This window comes from Reyranella sp. (genome assembly GCF_004297405.1).
In the GTDB taxonomy this organism is placed as follows: Bacteria; Pseudomonadota; Alphaproteobacteria; order Reyranellales; family Reyranellaceae; genus Reyranella.
The window spans coordinates 602,060-622,124 of record NZ_SCVC01000006.1; the positions used below are offsets into that span (position 1 = coordinate 602,060).

General features: G+C 64.8%; 16 protein-coding genes. 10 read left to right on the forward strand and 6 right to left on the reverse strand.

Going from position 1 to position 20,065, the window contains the following annotated elements; translation table 11 throughout:
• Positions 1–56: 56 nt before the first annotated feature.
• Positions 57–503 carry a MarR family winged helix-turn-helix transcriptional regulator gene (locus tag EPO50_RS05235; RefSeq protein ID WP_296341676.1) on the forward strand — a complete coding sequence of 149 codons (447 nt, stop codon included), beginning with the start codon at positions 57–59 and terminating at the stop codon, positions 501–503.
• Here EPO50_RS05235 and EPO50_RS05240 read toward each other — a convergent pair.
• Positions 500–3,010, reverse strand: a complete 2,511-nt coding sequence (locus EPO50_RS05240) for a tetratricopeptide repeat protein (RefSeq protein ID WP_296341677.1) — start codon at positions 3,008–3,010, stop codon at positions 500–502. The two genes, EPO50_RS05235 and EPO50_RS05240, sit on opposite strands and share 4 nt — an antisense overlap.
• 185 nt (positions 3,011–3,195) lie before the next feature.
• Between EPO50_RS05240 and EPO50_RS05245 the strand changes: the two genes are divergently transcribed.
• Positions 3,196–4,200 (forward strand): tripartite tricarboxylate transporter substrate binding protein, encoded by a 1,005-nt coding sequence (locus tag EPO50_RS05245; protein ID WP_296341679.1) that lies wholly within the window; start codon positions 3,196–3,198, stop codon positions 4,198–4,200.
• A 160-nt stretch (positions 4,201–4,360) separates the two neighbouring features.
• Positions 4,361–5,998: a thiamine pyrophosphate-dependent enzyme gene (locus tag EPO50_RS05250; RefSeq protein ID WP_296341681.1), complete on the forward strand. Its 1,638-nt coding sequence runs from the start codon at positions 4,361–4,363 to the stop codon at positions 5,996–5,998.
• A gap of 1 nt (position 5,999) precedes the next feature.
• Here the strand turns inward: EPO50_RS05250 and EPO50_RS05255 are convergent, their stop codons facing one another.
• Entirely contained in the window at positions 6,000–6,539 is a 540-nt protein-coding gene (locus tag EPO50_RS05255; protein WP_296341683.1) for a hypothetical protein, read from the reverse strand.
• 15 nt (positions 6,540–6,554) lie between these two features.
• On the opposite strand from EPO50_RS05255, the gene EPO50_RS05260 reads away from it, so the two are divergent.
• A complete protein-coding gene (locus EPO50_RS05260; protein ID WP_296341685.1) occupies positions 6,555–7,694 on the forward strand; it encodes an alanine racemase in 1,140 nt (379 codons plus the stop codon).
• A 4-nt stretch (positions 7,695–7,698) separates the two neighbouring features.
• A complete protein-coding gene (locus tag EPO50_RS05265; RefSeq protein WP_296341687.1) occupies positions 7,699–7,998 on the forward strand; it encodes a YciI family protein in 300 nt (99 codons plus the stop codon).
• Here EPO50_RS05265 and EPO50_RS05270 read toward each other — a convergent pair.
• A complete protein-coding gene (locus tag EPO50_RS05270) occupies positions 7,995–8,762 on the reverse strand; it encodes a glucose 1-dehydrogenase (RefSeq protein WP_296341689.1) in 768 nt (255 codons plus the stop codon). The genes EPO50_RS05265 and EPO50_RS05270 overlap by 4 nt on opposite strands.
• Before the next feature lie 59 nt (positions 8,763–8,821).
• On the opposite strand from EPO50_RS05270, the gene EPO50_RS05275 reads away from it, so the two are divergent.
• From EPO50_RS05275 to EPO50_RS05290, 4 genes are read left to right on the forward strand one after another with little or no spacing between them, the layout of a single operon-like run.
• Positions 8,822–9,583 (forward strand): SDR family oxidoreductase, encoded by a 762-nt coding sequence (locus tag EPO50_RS05275; protein ID WP_296341691.1) that lies wholly within the window; start codon positions 8,822–8,824, stop codon positions 9,581–9,583.
• 50 nt (positions 9,584–9,633) lie between these two features.
• Positions 9,634–10,779 carry a CynX/NimT family MFS transporter gene (locus EPO50_RS05280; RefSeq protein WP_367268031.1) on the forward strand — a complete coding sequence of 382 codons (1,146 nt, stop codon included), beginning with the start codon at positions 9,634–9,636 and terminating at the stop codon, positions 10,777–10,779.
• Positions 10,776–11,435 carry a DsbA family oxidoreductase gene (locus tag EPO50_RS05285; protein ID WP_296341693.1) on the forward strand — a complete coding sequence of 220 codons (660 nt, stop codon included), beginning with the start codon at positions 10,776–10,778 and terminating at the stop codon, positions 11,433–11,435. Before EPO50_RS05280 ends, EPO50_RS05285 begins: the two co-directional genes overlap by 4 nt.
• Positions 11,436–11,491: 56 nt before the next feature.
• A complete protein-coding gene (locus EPO50_RS05290; RefSeq protein WP_296341695.1) occupies positions 11,492–12,178 on the forward strand; it encodes a TetR/AcrR family transcriptional regulator in 687 nt (228 codons plus the stop codon).
• Here the strand turns inward: EPO50_RS05290 and mfd are convergent.
• Positions 12,066–15,563 carry a transcription-repair coupling factor gene (gene mfd / locus EPO50_RS05295; RefSeq protein ID WP_296341696.1) on the reverse strand — a complete coding sequence of 1,166 codons (3,498 nt, stop codon included), beginning with the start codon at positions 15,561–15,563 and terminating at the stop codon, positions 12,066–12,068. The two genes, EPO50_RS05290 and mfd, sit on opposite strands and share 113 nt — an antisense overlap.
• Positions 15,563–15,838, reverse strand: coding sequence for a succinate dehydrogenase assembly factor 2 (locus EPO50_RS05300; RefSeq protein ID WP_296341698.1), 276 nt, complete (start codon positions 15,836–15,838; stop codon positions 15,563–15,565). The genes mfd and EPO50_RS05300 overlap by 1 nt, the downstream gene beginning before the upstream one ends.
• An 85-nt stretch (positions 15,839–15,923) precedes the next feature.
• On the opposite strand from EPO50_RS05300, the gene recG reads away from it, so the two are divergent.
• On the forward strand, positions 15,924–18,005 hold the full coding sequence (gene recG, locus EPO50_RS05305) for an ATP-dependent DNA helicase RecG (protein WP_296341702.1): 2,082 nt from the start codon (positions 15,924–15,926) through the stop codon (positions 18,003–18,005).
• On the opposite strand, the gene EPO50_RS05310 is transcribed toward recG, so the two are convergent.
• Positions 18,006–20,027 carry a DUF4139 domain-containing protein gene (locus tag EPO50_RS05310; RefSeq protein WP_296341704.1) on the reverse strand — a complete coding sequence of 674 codons (2,022 nt, stop codon included), beginning with the start codon at positions 20,025–20,027 and terminating at the stop codon, positions 18,006–18,008.
• Positions 20,028–20,065 lie beyond the last annotated feature (38 nt).

Here is a 20,065-nt window from a genome sequence, read left to right on the forward strand (position 1 = left end):
CTCCTGCTGTGGGATTGGGTCTTGACGTAATAGGTTGATATCAACATAAATACATCATGTCAAAGTTCGAAACCGTCACCTTCGAGACGACGGAATATGTGCGCGACCACTGCCTGTGCTTGGCGGCTCAGCGCGTGGCCCGTACCCTGGCGCGCCGTTTCGACGAGGCATTGCGTCTAGTCGGACTGACCAGCGGTCAGTTCTCCCTACTGATGTCGCTCAATCAACCCGCCCCGCCCTCGATCGGTTCCATCGCAGCATTGCTGGCGATGGACCGCACCACGCTCACAGCAAACCTGAAGCCCCTGGAGCGCCGAGGTCTGGTGAACACCAAGGTGGATCCCGCGGACCGCCGAGGTCGTTTGGTGATCTTGACGGCGGCTGGCCGCACGCTGCTGCATGACGCGCTGCCGATCTGGCGGCGCACCCAGGGTGAGATCGACGGTCTCCTTACGGGGACCGATGCCGGGATCGTACGTGAGGGGTTGCGCCTTCTGGCTTAGCGCACGCCGTAGCGATTGAATTCGTTACTGATGTTCGGCTGGATGCCAATAGCCGCTGACATATCGGCAGCACCGGCAGGTCCCTCGTCCTTTTTTGAACGGGCCAGACCACGACCATAGAGAGCACGGGCGCGGTTGGGATCGAGTTTGAGCGAGGCATCGTACTCGGCGATGGCTTTGGCGTATTGCTGCTGTTTCAGGTAGATCAGGCCGAGATTGTCGTGTGTATACGGATCGTCTGGCTGCAGCTTCAAGGCCTCGCTGCAGTCAGCCAATGCCGCGTCGAGGTTCTGGCCCATCACCGCCCGCGTAAGACAACGATTGTTGAGCGCCGGTGCCATCTTCGGATCGAGCTTCAGCGCTTCGTCATAGTCGCTGATGGCCTTGGCATAGTCGCTCTTGCTGAAATAGGCGATGCCGCGATTGAGGAACGGGTTGGGGTCCTTGGGCCGCAGTCTGATCGCCTGGTTGAGATCGTCGATCGCATGGTTGTAGTCGCCGATGCTGTTGTAGAGCGCGGCGCGGCTGGCATAGATGCGTGGATTGTTGCTGTCGGTGCGCAGGGCATCGCTGTAGTCGTCGATGGCCCTGGCCACGTCGCCGCGCAGCGCCAATACCTGGGCGCGATAGAGCAGCGCCGTCGGATTGCCCGGCGAAAGCTTCAAGGCTTCGCCGATATCGGCCAGGGCGCGGGGGAAATCCTTCTTGAGGCCGTAAGCGAACCCCCGCTGTATCAGGGCATTGATGTCGTCCGGGCTGATCTTGAGGGCACGATCGAAATCGTCGATGGCGTCGTCGACCTTGTTCTTGAAGATCAACGCCATGCCTCGATTGATGTAGGTCAGTGGCTCCTTGGGCTCGAGCCTGATTGCTTCGGAGTAGTCGGCGATTGCATTGTCGTAGTCGTCGACACGATGGTAAGCGGCGCCACGCTCGAAATAGACAGAAGCCACACCAGGAGCGAGCTTGATCGCCCGCTCCAGATCGGCTCTTGCGTCCTTCGGCCGGTCCAGCTTGAGATAGGCCGCGCCGCGACCGAGATAGGGTCGAGAATCCTTCTCGTTGATCTCCAGCGCAGACTCGAAATCCTTTACGGCAGCCTCATAGTCCTGCTTGTCGATCATCGCCATGCCACGTTGATAGTAGGCATTGGCGACCTGATCGGCAGTCTGCGCTACTTCGGGATCCGGGGCTGAACCACTCTTGCGGGCCAACCGCAGGATATCGGCGGTCTGCAGACCGAGTCGGATTGCTTCGGTGAAATCGGCAATGGCGCGGTCAGCGTCGTTCTTCTGACGCCAGGTCACGCCGCGGTTGATCAGAGCGTTGATTTCTTTCGGGTTGAGCTTCAGCGCCAGGTCGAAGTCGGCGATCGCTTCGTCGAACTTACCCTTCTTCGTGTAGTAGACGATGCCGCGATTGACGAGCGGGCCCGGATCCTTGGGCGTGAGCTCGTGGGCGATCGTATAGTCCTCGAGCGCATGGTCTGCGTCGCCGATACGGTGGTAGGCAATGCCACGCTGCGCATGAGCGAAAGCCTGGCCAGGCGACAGCTTGATACCCGTGCTGAAGTCGGCAATCGCCGCTTGGACGTCGTTCTTGTACATGTACGACGCACCGCGGCCGACATAAGGCGCCGCATCCTGCGGGTTGAGACGGATCGATTCGGTGAAGTCGGCAATCGCCTTGTTGTAGTCGGCCTTGTCATACCAGGCCAACCCACGCTGGAAATAGACAAAGGCACCCTGCAAGGCGATGCGCTTTTTGGTGTCGTCCGTAGTCGGCGCGAGCTGGCTGGTCACCGAATCGGGCACCAGCTTGACTTGCACGGGCTCGATCTTGTCGGGCAGCAGCTTGATCGCCGTGGTGAAGTCCTGGATCGCCTTGTCGAGTTCACCCTTTCGGCGATGAACGATGCCACGGTTGACGTAGGCGCTGATCTCGCGCTGATTGATCTTGATGGCCGCGTTGAAATCGGCAATCGCGCCTTCGTTGTTGTCCTTCCTGGTGTAGAGGACGACGCCGCGGTTGATCAGCGGCAGGGTCTCGCGCGGTGCCAGCCGGATCGCGTCGCTATAGTCGAGGATCGCCCGGTCGGCTTCACCGATTGTCTGGTAGACGACACCGCGTTGAATATAGAGATGCGGGTTGAGCGGCGAAACGGTGATTGCGTCGGTGAAGATCTTAATCGCCTGGCGATAGTCAGCCTTGGAGCGCTTGTCGCTGTCGGGGCCGCTCTCGGCCAGACCGCGATTGAGGTAGGCCAGTGCCAGCGCGCCCCCGCTCAACGTGCCCTTGGTAATGGCCTCGCTGCAGGCAGCGACCTTCGTGGCAGCGTCGGCACCTGTCAGGCCGTAGCAGACATCTGCTGGAGAGGGCGTCTTGTTCGCAGCGGCAGGCTGTTGCGGTTGCGGCTTCTGCTGCGCCACCACCGCCGCATTGCCGAATACAAGACCGACGGCGCAGGCAGCCAACGCCCACGCCGTTCGATGCGCGAAACCCCACATGATCCATCCTCGTGCCACCGCAGCGCTCCCACAGCTCCGCAGTCGATAGGCGAAAATCACCAATAAACCGCCTTTTCGGGCATTTGTATGAGCGTGGCAAGCCATGGCGATCGACAACAAACTGCAGTCGACGGCAGCCGGGCGCTTTGGCAGGCTCTCGTCACTTAAAAAAGGGAGGAAATGAAATGACTGAACGAAGGAATGTTATCGGACGTCGTACCCTCATCGGCGGCATTGCCGGTGGAATGACTGCGGCCGTGTTGGGCGCCCCCGCCATTGTCTCAGCTCAAGGCACCTATCCCAACAAGGCCGTCCGCTACATCAACCCCTTCCCCGCCGGCGGTGCCACCGACACGCTTTCACGTCTCTTCTGCGCCAAGCTGTCGGAGCTGAGCGGGCAGCAATGGATTGTCGAGAACAGGGGCGGCTCGGGCGGCAATGTCGGCATGGAGGCGCTGATGCAGTCGCCACCAGACGGCTACACGCTGGGTCTGGGTGGCATTGCCAGCCACGCGATCTCGCCGACGCTCTACGCCAAGTTGCCGTTCAATGCGAAGACGGATTTCACTTTCGTCTCGAGGATCTGGCAGCTCCCTAACATGCTGGTCGTCAATCTCGACATACCGGCGAAGACGGTCGCGGAGCTGATTGCCTTCCTGAAGAAGAACCCCGGCAAGTACTCCTATGGCTCGGCGGGCAACGGAACGACGCTCCATCTCTCCGGCGAACTGTTCAAGATGATGGCGGGCGTCGACATCCTCCACGTGCCCTACCGTGGCGCGGCACCGGCGATGCAAGATCTTCTGGCCGGCCAGATCCACATGATCTTCGACAACATTCCTGGAGCACTGGCCCAGACGCGTCCGGGCAAGGTGCGCCCACTCGGTGTCACGTCCAAAGAGCGCACGCCGGTAGTGCCCGACGTTCCGGCGATCGCGGAGACATTGCCAGGCTTCGACATCAACTCCTGGACCACGCTGACCGGCCCAGCCAAGCTGCCGCCCGACATCATCGCGCGCCTTTCCGAGCTCTCGAAGAAGGCACTGGAAAGCGAAGACCTGAAGGCCAAGTTCCTCGACCTGGCCGCTACAGCCACCTGGTCTTCTCCAGCCGACACTGCGGCCTACCGCGACTCCGAAGAAGCGCGGCTGGCGCCGATCATCAAGGCATCGGGCGCGCGCGTAGAGTAAGAAGGGAATAGCGTCGATCCTGTCGACGATGACGGGATCGACGAGCCCTCAAAAATCTCCCGGCCCACGGGATCATTTCTCATATGCAGGCGCGGGAAGTAGCCTTCGCGGACATTGAGCGGCATGGTTGCTCCCGCTTCCACAAAGGGCGGGCCACTCCATGAAGACACTCTCCACGGCGCAAGCTGTCGTATCGATGCTCGAAGTGAACGGCATCGACACGATCTTCTGCCTGCCCGGCGTTCAGAACGATGCGTTCTTCGATGCCCTCTACGATCGCACCAATGCCATCCGGCCGATCCACGCCCGCCACGAGCAGGCCTGTGCCTACATGGCGCTGGGTTATGCCATGGCGACCGGCAAACCTTCCGCTTATGTCGTGGTCCCCGGTCCCGGCTTCCTCAACACCACGGCCGCGCTCTCGACCGCCTATGCGGTCAACGCGCCCGTGCTGGCGCTGACCGGCCAGATCCAGCAGTCGATGATTGGGCGCAATGTCGGCTTGCTACACGAGCTGCCGGACCAGCTCGCCATCATGCGCGGCCTCACCAAGTGGGCTGACCGTATTCCCTCGCCCGCGGCGGCTCCGGGACTGGTCAACGAGGCCTTCCGCCGTCTGCTTTCCGGCCGCCAGCGCCCGGTGGCGCTCGAGTGCGCGCTCGATACCTGGGCGCGCCGCGCACCGGTCGAGCTGATGGGCACGCCGGCAGCACCCGATCCCTGCCCCGTTGACGAGGAAGCCGTCGAACGCGCCGCCAAGCTGCTGGGCAGTGCGGAGCGGCCGATGATCGTGGTAGGCGGCGGCGCCCAAGGTGCCGGCAAACACGTGGCCCGCATCGCCGAAATGCTCGACGCGCCGGTGATGACCGGTCGCATGGGCCAGGGGGTGATCGACGGGCGGCACAAGCTCTCCGTTACAGCGCCAGCCGGCTATCGTTTCTGGGGCGAGGCCGATGTCGTGCTGGCCGTCGGCACGCGTCTGCAACCGCAGCAGCAGAACTGGGGCGTCGATCCTTCCCTGAAGATCATTCGCATCGACGTCGACAGCGAGGAACTGGACCGCCAGCACAAGCCAGAGATAGGCATCGTGGGCGACGCCACGGCAACCCTGAAGGCACTGGCCAATCGCCTGGCCGGACACAATCGCAAGCGCAACGGACGCGCCGACGAGGTCGCCGAGACGAAGGCGGCGGCGAACAAGACAATCCGTGAGACCTTGTCACCGCAGATCGCTTACCTCGAGGCATTGCGCAAGGCACTGCCCGAGGACGGCATCCTGGTCGATGAGCTGACGCAGATGGGCTATGCCGCGCGCTTCGCCTACCCGACCTACAAGTCGCGCACCTTTCTCTCTCCCGGCTACCAGGGGACCTTGGGGTGGGGCTATGCGACCTCACTCGGCGCCAAGGTGGCCAAACCGGATACGCCGGTCGTGTCGATCAGCGGCGATGGTGGATTCATGTTCACGGCCATGGAAATGGCAACCGCGGCGCAGCACGGGATCGGCGTGGTGGCGGTCGTCTTCAGCGATGGCGCCTACGGCAATGTGCGACGTATCCAGCAGCAGTCCTTCAATAACCGCACCATCGCCTCGGACCTGCGCAACCCGGACTTCGTGAAGCTCGGCGAGAGTTTCGGCATCGACGCGGTGCGCGCCAATTCCCCGGAAGAACTGGGCACTGCCATCGCGCGCGGCATCGCCAAGGGCGGACCGATGCTGATCGACTGCCCGGTCGGCCAGCTTCCCGATCCGTGGAAACTCATCACCGTGCCGCGCAACCGCCCACGCCGCGCCTGAGTCAGTCGACGCGGCCCTTGCGCAGGATATCGGCCAACAGCTGCTCGGCGTGAGCCTGGTTGGCGATGCGCTTGGAAGTGAAGCGCTGGTCGCCTGCCGGGGCGATGCCCAGCAGATGGCCCGCCAAACAGGCCGGCAGCGGCGGCGGCTCGATGTCCTCCTCCGGCATCTCGACTTCGGCCATCGCAAAGTAGGTCGAGCCGTCGTCGCGCCTGAAGAAGTCGATATCCCAGTGAAATCGACCCTCCCCCCAGGAGTACCGGACCTTCTGCAGGCTCTCGATGCGTTGGGTCCACAGCCGTGCGAAATCGACAGCACTGAGGCCGGTCTCGATCTCGACCACCTGGCCATCGATCATGCGTTTGTAGGTGAAGACGTGGTCGGTCTTGCCGTCTGCCTCGATCGAGCGGATGCGCAGGCCCGGCGCATCGAGATAGGCTTGGCGCAGGAAGTTGCGTGAGACGCCCGGCCGGCCGGCCAACTGAGCTTCGAGCTTACCGTCATCCTTCAGGACAAATTTGCGCTCGTTCTCGATCGGCATGCTAGGTTCGTTCCCATGTCCACTCAGACGATCGACGACCTGCCGACGCCGGCCCTCATTCTTGACCGCGCCATCCTGCGCCGCAACACCAAGCGCATGAGCGAGCGCCTGCGTAACGCAGGCGTCATGTTGCGGCCCCATCTCAAGACCGCGAAGTCGATTCAGGTCGGCCGTATGGCCGTCGAAGGCCATGACGGTCGCATTACCGTCTCGACCCTGGCCGAGGCGCGCTATTTCGCCGACGGCGGCTTCAAGGACATTCTCTACGGCGTCGGCATCGTGCCGTCGAAGCTCGCCGCCGTGAGTGAGCTGCGCCGCCAGGGTGTGAATCTGCGGGTCGTCACCGACAATCTCGCCGTTGCCAAAGCAATCGCGGCGGCAGCGACGGACGGCAATACATTCTCGGTCTTCATCGAGATCGACAGCGGCGCCGGCCGCGCCGGCCTGCCCTTCCCCGCCTTGCCGGGGCTGCTTGATATCGCCCGCGTCCTGCACGAGGCGCCAGGCGTCGAGCTGGCGGGCGTGATGACCCATGCCGGCCACTCCTATCACCAGAGCACGCCGGACGGCATCGCAGCCATTGCCGAGCAGGAGCGGCTGGCGATCGTCACGGCGGCGGAGAAACTGCGCGCTGCCGGCATTCCCTGCCCTATCGTCTCGGGTGGTTCGACACCGACGGCGATGCTGTCGCGCGATTTCACCGGCATCACCGAGATGCGGCCAGGCGTCTATGTCTTCAACGACCTCGACCAGGAGTATATCGGCTCCTGCGGTGCCGGTGACATCGCCCTCTCCGTGCTGGCCTCGGTGATCGGCCACTATCCGCACCGCAACCAGTTGCTGATCGATGCCGGGGCTCTGGCGCTCTCCAAGGACATCAGCGCCCAGGAGTTCCAGCCCAAGGTTGGCTACGGCACGATCGTCGATGCACCGGTGCGCGCCATGGCGGTGGTCGATTGCTCGCAGGAGCATGGCTTCGTCGGTGCCGACGAGCCGCTGCCCTACGGCAATCTGCCGGTCGGCGCGCGCGTCCGCGTGCTTCCCAATCACGCCTGTATCACCGCGGCGGCCTACGACCGTTACTACGTGGTCGACAGCGACCTCGACGGCGGCAAGTCGGTCGTCGACGTCTACGACCGCATCAACGGATGGTGACGCGATGGCGAGATGGGTTGCCCTCTTTCGCGACGATCCGTCAGCCGACTGGGTTCGCAAGAAGCACAACAAGGAACACTTCGACTATCTCGCCGCCCATAGCGACAGGATCAAGATCGGTGGAGGTCTGCGGCCCTCACCGGATGAATGGTTCTGTGGCGGCTTGTGGGTCCTCGAGGTCTCGGACCGGGCGGAAGCAGTCCGCCTGGTCGAAGAAGATCCGTACTTCAAGCTCGGCCTGAGAACAGGCTACGATCTCTTCGTCTGGGGCAAGGCGCCAATCTATGGAGCCATCCAGCTTTAGAGCGAGTTCACCGTGTGGCCACCGTCGACGGTGAGCACGCTGCCGGTCATAAAGGCGCCGGCTTCCGACGCCAACAGCAGCAGCGCGCCGTCGAGATGCTCAGGCTGGCCGATACGGCGCTGCGGGATACGCTCGATCAAACGTTGCCCACCCGGCGTCTTCCAGAAGTCGCTGTTCATTTCGGTCTCGATATAGCCCGGGCAGATCGCATTGACGCGGATCTGGTGGCGCGCCCATTCCATGGCAAGCGCACGCGTCAGATGGATCAGCCCCGCCTTTGAGGCGTTGTAGGGCGCCACCTGGCCGATAGTGCGCAGGCCCAGGATGGAGGCAATGTTGACGATGGTGCCGGGCCGCTTGGCGGTGACCCAACGCTTTCCTGCGGTCTGAGCCACCAGCCAGGCGCCACGCAGGTTGGTGTCGACCACCGAGTCCCAGTCTTGTTCGGGCATTTCCAGCGCCGGCTTCACGATCGAGATGCCCGCATTGTTCACCACGATGTCGACCGGGCCCAGTGCGCTCTCGGCTTGATCGAAGGCTGCAGCAACAGCCTCGCCCGACTGCACATCGAGCGTCACGGCCGTAGCCTTCGCGCCGTTCTTCTGCAGTTCCGCCTGTAGAGACGCGAGCCGATCTGCACGTCGCGCGGCGAGGACGACCGCAGCACCCGCTTCGGCGAGAGTCCGCGCAAAATGGACGCCGAGGCCCGAGGATGCGCCGGTGACGAGGGCCACCTTGCCGCTAAGGTCGAATCGCTTGGACATGGCCATGGCTCCGCTGTTTCATGCCGGCCTTATAGGCGAGCGACCCGTTCGGAGGAAACATGGACCTCGGTCTCAAAGGCAAGCGTGTACTGGTAACCGGTGGCACCAAGAGCATTGGCCGCGCCATCGTCGATACTTTCCTGGCCGAAGGCGCCGTGGTGGGCTTTTGCGCACGCGACGAGAAGCTCGTGAAGGAACGCGAGAAGGACTGGCAGGCAAAGCAAGGCCGGGTCCAGGGCACGGCACTGGACGTGACCGACAACCAGGCACTCAAGAAGTGGGTCGATGGCTTCGCCGCAGAAGGCGGGATCGACCATTTCGTGGCAAACGTGAGTGCGCTCGGGACCGAGGACAACACCGAGGGCTGGCGTAAGGCCATCGAGATCGACCTCGTCTCGACCGTGAACTCCGTGCATCACGTGCGGCCCCACCTGGAGAAACAGGGCGCCGGTTCGACGCTCACGATCATCGGCACGGTGTCGCTGGTTGAAGTGTCCGGCCCGACCCAGCCCTATCGCTCGGTAAAGGCCGCACTCGTGCCTTTCGTGAAGTCTCTGGCCATCGATCTCGCGCCCAAAGGTATCCGCGCCAACATGGTGTCGCCTGGCACCATTCTGGAAGACGGCAACACCTGGGGCCGCCAGCGCGACGCTGGCAGCGAGCGCTACAAGCGTTCGCTGGCGCGCAATCCGCTCGGTCGCATGGGCACGCCGCAAGAGGTGGCAAACACCGTCGTCTTCCTTGCAGGCACGCCGGCTTCGTTCGTGACCGGGACGAACTTCATCGTCGATGGCGCCATCACGGCGCGGGTGCAGTACTGAACACACCGCGCACGCCCTGGGCGCTGGTCGGACTGCTCGTCGCGGCGGGCATCATCGCAGCGTTCCAGGTCGGCAAGGCGCCGCCCTCCCTGCCCTCGATCCGTGAGGACCTGGACGCAAGCCTGCGGCAGGCCGGCTGGTTGTTGTCGACCGTCAACCTGATGACGGCACTAGGCGGCATGGCGATAGCGCTCAGCGCCGACCGCATGGGCCATCGCCGGATGGTCGTCTTCGGCACGGCACTCTGTTGCGCGGCGAGTCTCGCGGGCGCCTTCGCGGTAAGCGTCGATCAGCTTATGGTCGGCCGGGTCTTCGAGGGGCTGGGCTTCATCGCGGTTACCGCCGCCGCCCCTGCTCTCCTGCTGCGGATCGCGCAGCCCCGCGACCAGCGCATCGTCATGGCGATGTGGACGACCTATATGCCGGCCGGTGCGGGCACGATGATGCTGATCGCGGCTCTCGTGCTGCCCGGCACTTCCTGGCGTGTGATCTGGCTGGTTGCAGCCGCCGCGGCGGCCGTGATGTTGGTAGCCTTGTTGTTGCGCGCGGCACCCGCAAAGGAACTCGATCCCGTGCCGGCGCGACGCCATCCGGTGCTGGCGGAGATGAGAGAGGTGGCGACGAGTGGCGGACCGCTCGCCATCGCTCTCTGCTTTGCCGCCTATTCCTGCTGCTGGTTCGCCGTGGTGGGGTTCCTGCCGACCCTTCAGGTCGAGCGCCTGGGATTTACGGCGTCGACGGCGGCGATCGTGACGGCCCTGGTCACGGCGGTGAATGCGCTCGGTAACCTTTCCGCCGGGTGGCTGTTGCATCACGGCGTGCCAAGGGTTGCGATGATTGTCGGCGCCGCAATCTCGATGGCGTTCTGCGCCGCCGGTATCTTCGTCGATTGTGTACCCGATCTGATGCGTCTGGTTCTGGCGGGCGTTTACTCGATGATCATCGGTGTCGTGCCGGGCGCCCTCTTCACGGCCATTCCGATCCACACGCCACGGCCGGACTTGGCTGGGGCCTCGACGGGGCTCCTGATGCAGGGCTCCAACCTCGGTGCGCTGCTGGGGCCACCGATCACCGGCGCACTCGTTGTGTCCGGTGGCTGGCGGAATGCGGCGTGGCTTACGTCGGTGGCCCTGGCGCTCGTGGTGGCGGCCGCTCTCTTCCTGCACTGGCGCGAAAGGCGTAAGCTCGCAGCATGATCTATGTCGACATCGTTTCGGACACGATTTGTCCCTGGTGTTACATCGGCAAGCGCCGCTTCGAGCGCGCGCTGATGCAGAGCGGACGCACCGACATTGCCGTCGCCTGGCGTCCCTTCCAGCTCAACCCCGACATGCCTTCCGAAGGCATGACGCGGGACGACTATGTGCGCGCGAAGTTCGGCGGCGGTGACCGTCCGCGCCAGATCTATCAGGCGATCGCCGAAAGCGGCCGCGAGGCTGGCATCGAGTTCCAGTTCTCGCGCATCAAGCGCACGCCCAATACGGTGCTGTCGCATCGCCTTGTTCATTGGAGCGCCAAGATCGAACGGCAGGACGAGGTCGTGGCCGAGTTGTTCAAGGCCTATTTCGAAGAGGGCCTCGATATCGGCGACCTCGACACCCTGATCGAATGTGCGGTCCGTGCGGGTATCGAAGAGGAGCGCGCCCGCGCCTACCTCGCGAGTGACGAAGGCCGTCAGGAGGTCGTCGCTTCCGACGTCTATGCCCGCCGCCTCGGCATCAACGGCGTGCCCTGCTTCATCGTGAACCGCAAATATGCCGTCTCGGGTGCGCAACCGCCTTCCGCCTTCGTCGAGGTCTTCAATCTTGCCGAACGCGACGCCGCCACAAGTGCGGCTCAGTCGACGGTCTAGACTCGTTTCCGGTCGATGATATGTCGATGATCATATGATATGATTATCGACATATTATGCCGCAAAGCCCCGCCCGAAAGGCCCGGACCAGGGCCGAGATCGTCGAACATGCCGCCCGGCTTTTCCGGCTGCGCGGCCATGCCGGGACCAATATCGACGACATCATGCTGGCGGCCGGCCTAACCCGCGGCGCCTTCTATGCCCATTTCACCTCGAAGGACGACCTGTTCGCCGAGATCGTCCGCATGGGACATGGGCTGTTGCCGAAGGTCCGCGGCGGGTCCGCGGAGGTCGCACTCGAAGCCTATCTCGACCGCGAAGAGCTTGCCGCCAATGCACTCGCCTGTACCTTGGCCGCTCTGCCCGGCGACATTGCGCGTTCCACGCTTCCTGCGCGGCTCGCCTATGCAAATGTCCTGCATGCCGTCATCGGTGAGCTGGCCAAGGCGCGCGGCCGCAAAGGGCTGGATGCCGACGCGACGGCAGTCGCCATCCTGGCGGTCGGAGCCGTGGTGCTGGCCCGTGCTTCAGGCGATACGCGCCTCAGCGACTGGCTGCTGCGCTGCGCACGCCGCACGGCCAGGTCGCTGATGAAGAAGCCGGCGAAGAAGAAGCCGAAGAAACCGGTGGTCAGGCGGCGAGCTTCGCCAAAGAAGAAACGATCGATGTCACGCCGGAAAGCCGCTGCCGCTCGTCGGCCCAAACGCGCTGCACGATCACGCGGTGGTCGGGCCGGAGCTTGACCAGCGGCGCGTTCTTCTGGATCCAGCCGATCAGCCTTTCCGGCCGCGCGAACTTGTTCTCGTGGAAAGAGAAGACGAGCGCCTTTTCGCCGGCATCAATCTTCTCCACGCCTGCGGCGCGGCACAGCAGTTTCAGCGCCACCGTGTTCAGCAGGAACTCCGCTTCGACGGGCGTCCTGCCGAAGCGATCCACCAGCTCGGCGGCAAAGGAATCAATCTCGGCCTGGGTGGTGAGGCCACCGAGACGGCGATAGAGCCCCATGCGGACCGAGAGGTCCGGCACATACTCTTCGGGGATCAACACCGGAATGCCGAGGTTGAGCTGCGGCGACCATTCTGCCCGCTCCGCTTCCTGGGATCGGTCGCGCGCCGCTGCCACCGCCTCTTCGAGAAGCTGCTGGTAAAGCTCGATGCCGACTTCGCGGATGTGGCCGGACTGCTCCTCGCCCAGAAGGTTGCCGGCGCCCCGGATGTCGAGATCGTGGCTGGCGAGTTGGAAGCCTGCGCCCAAGGTGTCGAGCGTCTGCATGACTTCGAGCCGCTTGGCGGCTGCCTCGTTCAGCGCTCTTCCCGGTGGCACGGTGAGATAGGCATAAGCGCGGGTCTTGCCGCGGCCGATGCGACCTCGAAGCTGATAGAGCTGCGCCAGGCCGAACATGTCGGCGCGATGGATGATCATCGTGTTGGCGTTACGGATATCGAGGCCGCTTTCGACGATATTGGTCGAGAGCAGCACGTCGAACTTGCCCTCGACGAACTCCTGCATGGTGTTCTCGATCTGCGTTGGCGGCAGGCGGCCATGTGCCATGGCCATGCGGACCTCCGGCACCAGCTCGCGCAACTCGGCCGAGATGGCCGCCAGATCTTCGATGCGAGGACAGACGTAGAAGCTCTGGCCGCCGCGGAACTGCTCGCGCAGCAGCGCTTCGCGGATCGTCACGCCATCGAATGGCGTCACGAAGGTGCGCACGGCCAGGCGATCAACCGGCGGCGTGGCGATCAGGCTCATGTCACGCACGCCGGTCAGCGCAAGCTGCAGGGTGCGCGGAATCGGCGTCGCCGTCAGCGTCAGCACATGGACGTCGGCGCGCAGCTCCTTCAGCCGCTCCTTGTGGCCAACACCGAAATGCTGCTCTTCGTCGACGATCAGCAGGCCGAGATCCTTGAACTCGACGCTCTTGGCCAGCAGCGCATGAGTGCCGACCACGATGTCGAGGGTGCCCTCTTTCATCGCCTCCTTGGTGGCCTTGGCCTCCTTGGCTCCGACCAGCCGCGACAGGCGGCCGATGCGCACGGGCATGCCCTGGAAGCGTTCGACAAAATTGCGATGATGCTGGCGTGCCAGCAGGGTCGTCGGGCCGATGACAGCGACCTGTTTGCCGGACAGGGCCGCGACGAAGGCCGCGCGCAGGGCCACCTCGGTCTTGCCGAAGCCGACATCGCCGCAGATCAGCCGGTCCATCGGCTTGCCCGACGACAGGTCCTCGATGACGTCGGAGATCGCCTGGAGCTGGTCGTCGGTCTCCGTATAGGGGAAGCGGGCGCAGAATTCGTCGTAGAGGCCCTCGGGCGGGCTCAGGGTCTCGCCGCGCCGCACCGCGCGTTCCGCCGCGATCTGGATCAGCCGGTCCGCCATGTCGGCAATGCGCTGCTTCAGCTTCGCCTTGCGCGACTGCCAGGCCACGCCACCCAGGCGGTCGAGGACAGCGCCCTCCTCCGACGAGCCGTAGCGGCTCAGCACGTCGATGTTCTCGACGGGCACGAAGAGCTTGTCGCCACCTTCGTAGGTGAGCCGCAGGCAGTCGTGGCGTGCGTTCTGGATCTCCAGCGTAATCAATCCCTCGTAGCGGCCGACGCCGTGCTCGCGATGGACCACGAGATCGCCGTCGCTGAGGGCGGCCGCCTCGGCGATGAACCGCTCGGACGGCCGGCGCTTCTTGGCCGGACGCGAGAGCCGATCGCCGAGAATGTCCTCCTCGCCGATCACCTCCAGCCCGTCGAGCACGAAACCGTGCTCCAGCGACCAGACCGCGAGGCCCAATGCACCGGGCGGCAGGCCCTGCACCATCGCATAGTCGGCGACGGGCACAGGTGTCGTGGCGCCGTGCTCCTGCAGTAGATGCTGGAGGCGGCTGCTCGAGCCGTCGGTGTAGCCCGCGATCACGACGCGGCGGCCGGCGGCGTTCGCCGCCTTCACATGCTCGGCGACCTTGTCGAAGAGATTGACGCCCTGCGCCGTGCGCGCCTGGGCGAAGCCCTCGTGCCGGCGACCGCCAAGATCGATGGCATTCGGGGTACCCAGCGTCGCATCGAAGGTGGTGAACTGCGCGGCGGCGTGACCCTCGAGCAGCCGCTCCCACTCCGACGGCTTGAGGTAGAGCCGTTCCGGTGGCACCGGCTTGTAGTCGGCGCCCCCGCTCATGCCGCCCTTGGCCCCGGTCTTCTGGCGCGCGTCGTAGTAGTCGACGATCAGCTCGTGGCGGGCCTGGAAGGCTTCCTTCGCCTCATGGTCGGCCGTAACCACGGCCTCCGGGCAATAGTCGAGCAGCGTCTCCAGACGCTCGTGGAACAGCGGCAGCCAATGCTCGACGCCGACATGACGCTGGCCGGCAGAGACTGCCTCGTAGAGGATGTCGTCACCGGTCACACTGCCGAACAGTTCGCGATAACCACCGCGGAAACGTTCGATGCTGTCGGGCGTCAGAAGAACTTCGCTCACCGGCAGCAGGACGACCTCGTCGCGGTTGCCGGTCGAGAGCTGGCTCATCGGATCGAAGGAGCGGATCGTCTCCAGCGTATCGCCGAACAGATCGAGGCGCAGCGGCTCAGTCGTGCCCGGCGGGAAGAGATCGAACAGACCGCCACGGACCGCAAACTCGCCGGGCTCCATGACCGTCTCGGCGCGGCCATAGCCGTTCTCACCCAGGAACTTGATGAGCCAGCTGACATCGAGAGCCTGGCCCTTGCGCAGGGTCGTCGCGGCCTCGGCGTAGAGGCTGCGGGGCGGCACGCGCTGCAGGGCTGCGCCCACTGAAGCCAGGATGATCCGTCCGGGCGAACCCGGCTTGCGAAGCGCTGCCAGGCGCGACAGCGTCTCCAATCGCTCGGCCACGATATCGGGGTGCGGCGACAGCCGGTCGTAGGGCAGGCAATCCCAGGCCGGGAAGACCAGCACCTCGCGCTCGAGCGAGAAGAAGCGCAGGCCGTCCTGCAGTCGTTCCAGCCGCTGGCCGTCGCGCGCCACGTGCAGGATATCGCGGCCCCCGGTGGTGCGTGCAAGCTCTGCCAGCACCAGGGCATCGGCGCCTTCGGGCAACCCGGCAACGGTCCAGCGCCCGGCCTTACGGGGAATCGCGGCCAGGAGTTCGGCAAGCGGCGGCGACACTAGAACCTCACGCGAAACGCGAGCAGCTTGCGCACGACGGGCGTATCGCTCTCCGGCGGGACGGCGACCTTGCCGCTGACCCAGTCGTAGATCTCGTTGTCGCCGACCGCGAGCAGGCGCTCGTACTGATCCAGCTCCGAAGCATCGAACGCGGCGATATGGGCGCGCGCGAACTGGCCAAGGAGGATGTCGTTCTCCTTGTTGCCGCGATAGACACTGCGGTAGAGCAGACGCTTACGCCGCGTCTCGAGATCGTCGCCCGCTGCAGCCGACATGTTTTCCCCAGGTCCGGCCCGAAAAGGGGCGTAGCATATAGGCGGCGGCGATGACGAAGTCACGCGGCCGCAGAGCTTATCAACCATGCGTCCGCAGAGCCTCACCCCCCTCTTCGCCCAAGTCACCGCGCTGCCCGGCATCGGTCCGCGCCTGGGCAAGCTCGTGGAGAAACTTGCAGGGCCTCTGGTGGTTGATCTGCTTTGGCATCTGCCGTTTGCGGTGATCGACCGGCGCAACGCCCCCGACGTCGCCGGCGCCAAGGCGGGCGAAGTCGCCACGCTCACCGTCGTCGTCGACGAGCATCTGGTGCCGCACAGCCCACGCCAACCCTACCGCGTCTGGTGCAGCGACGAGACCGGGCGTCTCTGCCTCACCTACTTCAATGGCCGCGAGGATTATCTCCGGAAACTGCTGCCGCCCGGCGAGACGCGCGTGGTGAGCGGCAAGGTCGAGATCTACCAGGGCGAGGTGCAGATGACGCACCCCGACCATGTCGTTCCCTTGGAGCAGCGCGAGACCGTGCTGCGTGTCGAGCCGGTCTATGGGCTGACCGCCGGCCTGACGCAGAGGCCCGTGCAGAAGGCCATTGCCGCCGCCGTCGAGCGCGCGCCCGAACTGCCCGAATGGCAGGACGCGGCCTATCTCGCCCGGCAGCGCTGGCAGAGCTGGCACAGCGCCCTCGCCCGCGCTCATGCGCCGGCCGAGGAAAGCGATCTGTCGCCGATTCATCCGGCGCGGGCGAGGCTTGCCTTCGACGAACTGCTGGCGAGCCAGCTCGCGATCGCCCTGGTGCGCCATCACAACCGTACGCTGGCGGGCCACGCCACAGAGGGCGATGGCCGTCTGCGCAAGGCCGTCCTTGCCTCCCTGCCCTTCGATCTCACGGCGAGCCAGAAGACGGCCGTCGAGGAGATCGCGACCGACATGAGCAAGGCCGAGCGCATGATCCGCTTGCTGCAGGGCGATGTCGGCAGCGGCAAGACCTTGGTGGCGCTGCTCGCCATGCTGATCTGCGCCGAGGCCGGCGCGCAGGCCGCCCTCATGGCGCCGACGGAACTGCTGGCCCGGCAGCATCACGCCACGATCGCGCCGCTCGCGGCGGCGGCTGGCGTGCGGCTGGCCCTCCTGACGGGACGCGATGGCCAGAAGCAGAAGAAGGAGACCTTGCAGGGCCTCAGCGACGGCACGATCCACCTCGTCGTCGGCACGCATGCGCTGGTGCAGGAGGACGTCGAATTCGCCGACCTCGCCCTGGCCGTGGTCGACGAGCAGCATCGCTTCGGCGTGCATCAGCGCATGGCACTTTCGTCGAAAGGCTATGCCGTCGATCTCCTGGTCATGACCGCGACGCCGATCCCGCGCACCCTGATGCTGGCCGCCTACGGCGATCTCGATGTCTCGAAACTCACCGAGAAGCCGGCCGGCCGCCAGCCGATCGACACGCGCACCATTCCCCTGGAGCGGATCGGCGAAGTGGCACAGGGGGTCGGCCGTCAGATCGCGACCGGCGCGCGCGTCTACTGGGTCTGTCCGCTGATCGAGGAATCGGAGGAGATCGACCTTGCCAACGTCGAGGAGCGCTTCCGCCTACTAAGTGAGCGTTTTCCCGGCAAGGTCGGGCTGCTGCACGGCCGCCTGAAGAGTGCGGAGCGTGAGGCGACGATGGCCGCTTTCGCCGACGGGCGGCTTTCGATTCTGGTGGCAACGACGGTGATCGAAGTCGGCGTCGACGTGTCGGCCGCGACCGTGATGGTGATCGAGCATGCCGAGCGCTTTGGCCTGGCGCAGCTCCATCAGCTCCGCGGGCGCGTCGGCCGTGGCAGCGCCAAGTCGACCTGCCTGTTGCTCTATGCCCAGCCCCTCGGTGAGACGGCCAAGGCACGCCTCGCCATCATGCGCGAGACCGAGGATGGCTTTCGCATCGCCGAAGAAGATCTGCGGCTGCGCGGCGCCGGAGAATTGCTGGGGACACGACAGAGCGGCCTGCCCGATATGCGGCTCGCCGATCTCGCCGCCCATGGCGAGCTGCTACAGGCGGCTCGTGACGATGCGCGGCTGGTGATCGATCGCGACCCCGACTTGCAATCGGAGCGCGGCAAGGCGCTGCGCGCCCTGCTTTACATGTTCCGCCGCGACGACGCCGTGAGGACGTTGCGGGCCGGCTGATCAGCCCAGCGATGCCACGTAGGTCCTGAGTGCCTCGCGTGCCACTTCAACGCCCTTCTCTGCCTCGCCACGACGCTTGGCGATCGCCTCGAGGTCGGTCTCCTGCTTGTCGAGGGTCGCCAGATAGCGCCGTTGCAGGTCGCTGTTTGCCGGCACACGGGCGAGATTGTCGCGCAGCCGCGCCTGCTCCTGCACGATCTGCTGCCGTTCGCCGTCGACCTGCGTCACCTTGCGTTGCGCCTCGGCAGCGGCCTGCTGGAGTTGCAACACTCGGGTCAGCGCGTCGCGTGTCTTCGCATCGAATTCGCGTGCCTGGGCATAGACCCGAATCTGGTCGGCAGCGCTTTCGACCAGCCGCACCTCTTGCTGCTGTGTCTGCTCCTGCACGACTTCGAAGGTCTGTGTCTTGTCGCCGCCCGGAAGCTGGAACGGAATGCGATAATTGCCCTCACTCAACTCGACGCTCTTGGCGTCGGGCTTGGTCAGTGTCCAGCCCGGAAGGCGACGCTGCACCACAATGAGCTGGCGCGGCTCCTTGGCTGGACCACGCACACGATAGACGGTCGTCTGCCGGACGATGCGCGATAGCCGTAGTGCACCCTGGGAGATGGTGCCAGTGGCGAGTTGGTCGGTCTGCGCCACGTCACGTTCAACGACGATCTTCTCGTCGAGCGCATAGGCAAGCAATCGTGTCTCGCCCGTCGGGAAACCGGAGAGTCGGGCATCGCCGACATAGGCGACCGCGTTCGCCTTGTCGCGCTCGTAGATCGTGATGATGCCCGGCGGCAGGCCTGATTCGCCGTCGTTGGTGAGGCGGATCGCGGCCAAAGGATTACGCGCCGCCGTATCGGCCGTATAGAGCGCGAGCCGCTGGGCTGGCACCTGACGGTCGATGATGGGGATCGACAAGGTGCGGCCGTTCTCGACACTGACGGCGCGCGGGAATTTGAAGATGACCTGCGTGGCGGCGTCGGTTGCCTCGACCTGTTCGGCCGCCTCAGCGATCGCAACCGGTGGCGGCGGCGGTGCGGCCGTTGGGGCAACCATGCGTTCCTGCCTGGGATTATACTGCGGCGACGCGGGCATCGGCATCGACTTCGCCCGCTGATCGGCCATCACACCACCACGATCGACACCTGGCATCAGGCGACCAGCGACTTCGACCGGCACTTCGGGGCGCGTCACGTAGTAGGCGTTGTACAGCGCTTGCCGGAAAGCCACGGGGCGACCCGATACCAGGGTGAGCTCGACGTCCTTCCAGTCCTGGCCGCTCAGGTTCTCGACGACGGCCCAACCCTGTAGCGCCGAGCGCGGCGCGGCCGCATCGGCTGGCAAGGTCAGGCGATAGGAGGCTTTCCACACGGGCGCTTCGACGATGTAGGCGACGCGTACCGTGCGTTTGCCGTCGCCACGAGTCGCCAGTTCGAGAGTACGGGCATCCTTGGCGCGGTTGCTCTGGATTGCGAGCAACGCCTGGCCGATCTTGGCGCGCAAACCAGCGTCGGCGAACTGCAGGTTTTCTGCATCCTCCAGGATGAACTGCTGCAGGCCGCGATCGGTAAAGAGTGTCACACGCGTGCGCTTGGCGGTGCCCTTGTCGCCCGGCAGGGTGACCGTCTCCTCCTCGACCGAGACGACGCGGCCCGAGAGTGTGCGGCCACCACCGACCGTAATCTCGGCCCCTTTCAGAGCGGCCAGCAGCTCGGCGGGAGAGCCCAGTGAATTCTGGTCGAACGGCAGATCCTTGAAGGCCTGGGTAAGTGGTTCACGTCCCGGCAGGCTGAGACCGCCGACGCCACCTTTGTCGTCATAGACGACGAGGCTCTTCAGCACATCGTCGACTTGGCCGAGCGAAACCGTGAGCTTCAGGGTGGCATCCCCTTCCACGGTGGCTTCGTACTCGAAGTAGCCAAGGCCACCCGAGGACAGCATGACCCGCTTGAGGGCAAGTTCTTGAGCGAAGGCGAAAGTCGGGAACGCAATCAGGCCCACGAGGGCCACGACGTTCAAAATGAGGCGCATAGTCTCTCCCGGGCGATGCACGCGCACCGTGAGGGGCG